The sequence below is a fragment of the Methanorbis rubei genome (assembly GCF_032714495.1).
In the GTDB taxonomy this organism is placed as follows: Archaea; Halobacteriota; Methanomicrobia; order Methanomicrobiales; family Methanocorpusculaceae; genus Methanocorpusculum; species Methanocorpusculum rubei.
In genome coordinates this window covers 1-4,116 of the sequence record NZ_JAWDKB010000013.1, presented here as the reverse complement: position 1 = coordinate 4,116, position 4,116 = coordinate 1, and the positions used below count along the sequence as shown (strand labels likewise).

Genomic DNA, 4,116 nt, shown 5'->3' with positions numbered 1-4,116 from the left:
ATAGCAGAGAGGTTCCACCCGGACCCATTCCGAACCCGGCAGTTAAGCTCTCTTACGTCGGATACTGTACTGAGATACGCGAGTTCTCGGGAACTATTCAACGCTGCACCCCCTTCCTTTTGATTGAGATTGTTTGTAATGTTTTTTTGAAGAGCGGGGAGCTTTTGTGAATTTTGTTTGAAATGAAATGCGAATAGCGCTATTCGAGTTTCAAAACGAGTTTCCTTTCAAGCAAAACCACCTATCTAATTTATTGTCCTTTGTCCCTTGTCCCCCGGTATTTGGAAGGGAGTCACCTCAAAAAAATTCAGATCTTCTTCTGTCGTTTTTCGCCCGCGTTGAGTGATATTTATCTGATAAGTTACATACATAAACAACATGACAGCGGGAGCAGTTGAATCATCTGAGATCACCGATGATGCCTGCGATTCATCTGATTTTTTTGTGGGGAACAAGGGACAAAGGACAATAATTTCCTGCGCCCAAAAAAAGAAAAAAAATTATTGTTCGTTCAGCGCATTGATCGGATCCATATTCGCTGCACGCCACGCCGGATACAGAGCAGATAACAGACCAACCGTCACACCGATAAGAATACCCAGAGGAATATACATCAGCACATTTGCCGAAAACGTATAGTTCAGCACATCTGAAAGACTCACTTGGACTTCGTCGACTGGAATACCCATCATCTGCATTAACGCTGCATTCGGATTCAGCGTTGCCGCACTCTGCGCAATCATATCCCGCGCCTTAAACAAAGCAAACACCAGACTCAGAAGGCCGCCGATGATCGAACCAAGCACCGACATCATACCTGCCTCGCAAAGGAACATCGTCAGAATCTGGCGCTTCTTCGTACCAATACTCCGCAGAATACCAATCTCATGCGTCCTCTGTGTTACTGACATCAGCATCACATTAAAAATGCCAACCGCCGCAACCAGAAGGGCAATCGCACCCATAGACATCATCTCCTTCGACGATGAAGCAATAATATCCTTCACCGGCTGCGTTGCCGCACTCGAATTCGTAATATCCACACGGTTGCCCTTCTTGTTCAGATACGCATTGATCTGATCCTGCATCTTTGGAGCCTCGTTCACATCCTTCACCACAACCACTGCTGACTCATACCCTTTCGTAATCATCGAGTATGTGTTGAAGTTCGTATTGAACCAGCTGTCACTCCCAACAATACTGTTGTCAGACGAGATCATCAGACCCTCTCCCGTGTTTTTCATAATACCGCTGATCTTCACCTTCACGCTCTTCTGCTGGCCGCTCTTATACACCGTAAAGATCAGCTCATCACCAACAGTCACCTCATTCTTCTTCGCAAACTTTGATCCAACCAGCACCTCACTCTTCACCTTCGGAAACTTCCCTGACTCAAGAACAAACATCGACGGAAGATATTCGTTTTCAATACCATAGATCGTCACATATCTGCTCCAGAAATCATTCGGATCTTTTTCAGCCCGCTTCTTATCAGAGTACTCATCCTCCACAATCTCAAAGGTAGACATTGTCTGCTTGTAGGGAATCACCGGATAGGGGGCGGTAATCTTTGAAAGTTCCCGAATCTGCTTATCAGTAATTCCCTCCATCTCAGGCTGGACATACCCTCTGCTCGTGGACACTGAGCTCACCGCCACAGCTCCTCCAGACTTCACGCCATAGAAATTGTTCGTCTGGTCCTGCTGCTCCCACAGATACGTATAATTGACCTGGAGATAGATCGATTCTCCGATCTCGTTCATCGACTGAAACTGTGAATTTTCCAGAATTGCTCCTGACATTCCTGTCGTCGCAATAGCCACGATACCGATTGTAATTCCAAGAATCGCCAAAATCGATCTGAACTTATTCAGCCGAAGGTTGCGGGCTGCCAGCTGAAAAAATATGAGTGGATTCATGGATGATGATTATTTTCTGGTTCTTAAAACAACACCAAGGGCGACAAGGCCGACAACCGCAAAGGCAGGAATCATTACCGGAGTAGACTGCGGAGTAACGTCTTCAGTTGGGGTCAGATCATAATCGATGATGCTGACAACGTTCTGCTCCTGATGGTACATGTTCAGTTCATCCTGATAGGTGACGATGATGGGAACTGTTGTCGGATCTCCCTTTACCGAGAAGGTAAGTTCGAACTCTCCGTTGTCGTTTCCTTCAATGACACCAAGTGCTGCCTGATAGGATCCTTCCGGAACCGCCGGAGGTCCTGCAACAACAACGACTGAGGAAATATCGCGAAGGCCTGGGTTGTAGACCGCACCGGTGACTTTGTACTTGTTATTGTATTTTGTTGCAACCAGATCAGAGATCACGACACTGCTGCTTCCGGTGACATAGACCGGTATCTCAACAGTACTGGAGTGAATATTTTTTCCGTTTCGGTACTCGGCGTTGACGATAAGCTTGGTGTCTCCAGCTGTTGCGATATCGATTTCAATATCTGTATAGTTGTTTGCGGTAACTGTTCCGATGAAGTAGCCGTCCTGCCGGCTGGTGATGCCGTCTCCGCCGATGGATACGGTAAGGCCGGTAATCTGATATGCACGCGGGTTTCCGATCCTGAGTTTGTATTTGCCCATGCTTCCCTGTGAGATCATGTTGGGTTTTTCGATTATCTGAATGCTCAGGTCAGAGCTGTCGATTTCAATGGGGACCTGTGCTCTGACTGGGTTATCAACATTTTCTCCACCGACTACCGTGTAACCGACCGAGAAGTACGGGTATGCCATCCCTTCCGTAGTGGATCCGGTTGGTTTGATCTGAAGACTGACCGATGTCTCGCCTCCTGCTCCCAGAAGTCCGACCGGCACCATCTGTTTGCTGTTAAGGTACTGGAACTGACCGCCGAGAAGTGTCGGCATGCCGACGTTTACCGGAGTGGATCCGACATTTTTGAGTTTGACGGTGAGGGTTCCTTGATCTCCGGGATAGAAGACTTTGGGATCCAGATCATATCCGGTTACAATTACCTGACCGGTCATTGCTGTGTCGGCTGCCGCAACACTTCCGGCCAGGGTACACATCAGTAATGCGCACAGAAGTGATCCAAGGATCGCTGTGCGGGTTTTTGCTCTCATACAGAAATCGTTGGTTCTCAATCTATATGAATGTAAGTGGTAATTTACATTATGTAATCATATGGCTACAATCTTTTCGCAATGGAGTCGACTGCGATGAAGACTGCGTCCATCTCTGGCTTCATGATTGCTACAGGAACGTCCACAATCCGCTCGATGAGTGAGGCGAGAATTGGTGCACAGATGATTCCTGCGGCTCCGTCATATCGTGCCCGAACGGCTGCAAGGATACAGTCGTCGAGTGAGTTTGCGGTGTAGCCTTTGATGCGGTACTCGACTCCTCCGATGTCGACTTTTGTTCCTTCGATCTCGTCAAGAAGGAACTTTGCTGCAATGAGGGCGATGAACTTTCCATGATGCGGCGAGAAAACTCTGACGATTTTTCGAACGGTGGAGAGTCTTGGGTCCCGTTCTCCGGAGGATATTTTATAGAGAGTGACCGGAGGGATTCCTGTGGCTTCGGCAAGCTGCCGCACTGTCATCCCTCTTCGGTCGAGCTCTTCGGAGAGTGCGGTTTTGAAATCTGTTTCAAATATTCGTTGTTCAAACATCTTGATATTATTGTATGCGATTTGTGATAAATACTATACGTTATCGTTGGTTTAGTGGTGATTTTTGTTTGGGTTGGATATAGTGTTTTGTGTTTTGGTAGGATTCAATTTGTGTGATTTTGATTTGTTGTACTTTGTTTGTTTTTTTTTGTAAATTTTTGTTATTTTGGGATGGGCAGTTCGTTGATTGCTGAAAAGGTGGAGTGGGGAGATTTGGGATGGTTTTTGGTAGGATGTTTAATGTCATTATGATTTTGTATGAATGTTTAGATGATTTTGTGTTGTGGTTTTAGTATATTTCGGAAATATTTTGTTGTTTTTGGAAAATGGCTACTTCCTAACTTAGGAGGAATTAAATTTGAACAAAAACATGAAAATTATGGCGCTTCTGGCTGTAGTTCTTTCATTCGCACTGTTAATGGGCGCAGCATCTGCGGCAAACACCACGCTTTCCACTGATGCAGTAA

3 protein-coding genes and 1 rRNA gene are annotated in these 4,116 nt (G+C 46.2%); 1 reads left to right on the top strand and 3 read right to left on the bottom strand.

Translation table 11 applies throughout. From position 1 onward, the window contains the following. A 5S ribosomal RNA gene (gene rrf, locus McpCs1_RS09285) occupies window positions 1-112 on the top strand; the annotation flags it as partial. A gap of 388 nt (window positions 113-500) precedes the next feature. Here the strand turns inward: rrf and McpCs1_RS09280 are convergent. From McpCs1_RS09280 to McpCs1_RS09270, 3 genes are all read right to left on the bottom strand, one after another. After that, the gene (locus tag McpCs1_RS09280; RefSeq protein WP_338096973.1) at window positions 501-1,919 is read right to left on the bottom strand and encodes an ABC transporter permease; all 1,419 of its coding nucleotides are present in this window, start codon (window positions 1,917-1,919) and stop codon (window positions 501-503) included. Between the two features lie 9 nt (window positions 1,920-1,928). Then, the gene (locus tag McpCs1_RS09275; protein ID WP_338096972.1) at window positions 1,929-3,098 is read right to left on the bottom strand and encodes a COG1361 family protein; all 1,170 of its coding nucleotides are present in this window, start codon (window positions 3,096-3,098) and stop codon (window positions 1,929-1,931) included. A gap of 65 nt (window positions 3,099-3,163) precedes the next feature. Continuing rightward, a complete protein-coding gene (locus McpCs1_RS09270; protein WP_338096971.1) occupies window positions 3,164-3,649 on the bottom strand; it encodes a helix-turn-helix domain-containing protein in 486 nt (161 codons plus the stop codon). Between the last annotated feature and the right edge of the window lie 467 nt (window positions 3,650-4,116).

What these genes read in the sequence shown, in the direction of transcription:
- McpCs1_RS09280 (WP_338096973.1), bottom strand. Translation starts at nt 1,919, where the DNA reads ATGAATCCACTCATATTTTTTCAGCTGGCAGCCCGCAACCTTCGGCTG.
- McpCs1_RS09275 (WP_338096972.1), bottom strand. Translation starts at nt 3,098, where the DNA reads ATGAGAGCAAAAACCCGCACAGCGATCCTTGGATCACTTCTGTGCGCA.
- McpCs1_RS09270 (WP_338096971.1), bottom strand. Translation starts at nt 3,649, where the DNA reads ATGTTTGAACAACGAATATTTGAAACAGATTTCAAAACCGCACTCTCC.